The organism is Bacillus sp. MHSD_36, from assembly GCF_030757775.1.
In the GTDB taxonomy this organism is placed as follows: domain Bacteria; phylum Bacillota; class Bacilli; order Bacillales; family Bacillaceae_G; genus Bacillus_A.
The window spans coordinates 1-694 of the sequence record NZ_JAVBIS010000030.1 but is presented as its reverse complement, the minus strand read 5'-3'; the positions used below and the strand labels follow the sequence as shown (position 1 = coordinate 694).

Here is a 694-nt window from a genome sequence, read left to right as displayed (position 1 = left end):
AATGTTATCTAGTTTTGAAGGAATATATATTTTTCTTCTTGACATTTCGAAAGAAATGTTTATAATGATAAAAGTCTGGTAATGATGGCAGAGAGGTCACACCCGTTCCCATACCGAACACGGAAGTTAAGCTCTCTAGCGCCGATGGTAGTTGGGACCTTGTCCCTGTGAGAGTAGGACGTTGCCAGGCTAATATTATTCCGCAGTAGCTCAGTGGTAGAGCTATCGGCTGTTAACCGATCGGTCGTAGGTTCGAGTCCTACCTGCGGAGCCATTATGCTTCCATAGCTCAGCTGGTAGAGCACTTCCATGGTAAGGAAGAGGTCACCGGTTCAAGCCCGGTTGGAAGCTTGGGAAGAGTTTTACAATTTTTGGCCCGTTGGTCAAGTGGTTAAGACACCGCCCTTTCACGGCGGTAACACGGGTTCGAATCCCGTACGGGTCACCACTTTTGGAGGATTAGCTCAGCTGGGAGAGCACCTGCCTTACAAGCAGGGGGTCGGCGGTTCGATCCCGTCATCCTCCACCATATATATTTTAAATGTCGGAGGGGTAGCGAAGTGGCTAAACGCGGCGGACTGTAAATCCGCTCCTTCGGGTTCGGCAGTTCGAATCTGCCCCCCTCCACCATTTTCTTTAAAATAACCTGAGAGGGTTTATTTTTTTGAAAAGATAACCATACTAGTAAATATTA

At 47.6% G+C, this 694-nt stretch carries 5 tRNA genes and 1 rRNA gene; all 6 read left to right on the top strand.

Annotated elements, in window-relative coordinates:
• Positions 1–74: 74 nt before the first annotated feature.
• Positions 75–190 (top strand): 5S ribosomal RNA (rrf, locus tag Q9B79_RS26755).
• Between the two features lie 9 nt (positions 191–199).
• Positions 200–274, top strand: a tRNA-Asn gene (locus Q9B79_RS26750).
• A gap of 4 nt (positions 275–278) precedes the next feature.
• Positions 279–351: transfer RNA gene (locus tag Q9B79_RS26745), tRNA-Thr, on the top strand.
• A gap of 22 nt (positions 352–373) precedes the next feature.
• Positions 374–448, top strand: a tRNA-Glu gene (locus Q9B79_RS26740).
• A 5-nt stretch (positions 449–453) separates the two neighbouring features.
• Positions 454–529 (top strand) — tRNA-Val (locus Q9B79_RS26735).
• A gap of 17 nt (positions 530–546) precedes the next feature.
• Positions 547–630, top strand: a tRNA-Tyr gene (locus Q9B79_RS26730).
• The last annotated feature ends 64 nt before the right edge of the window (positions 631–694 follow it).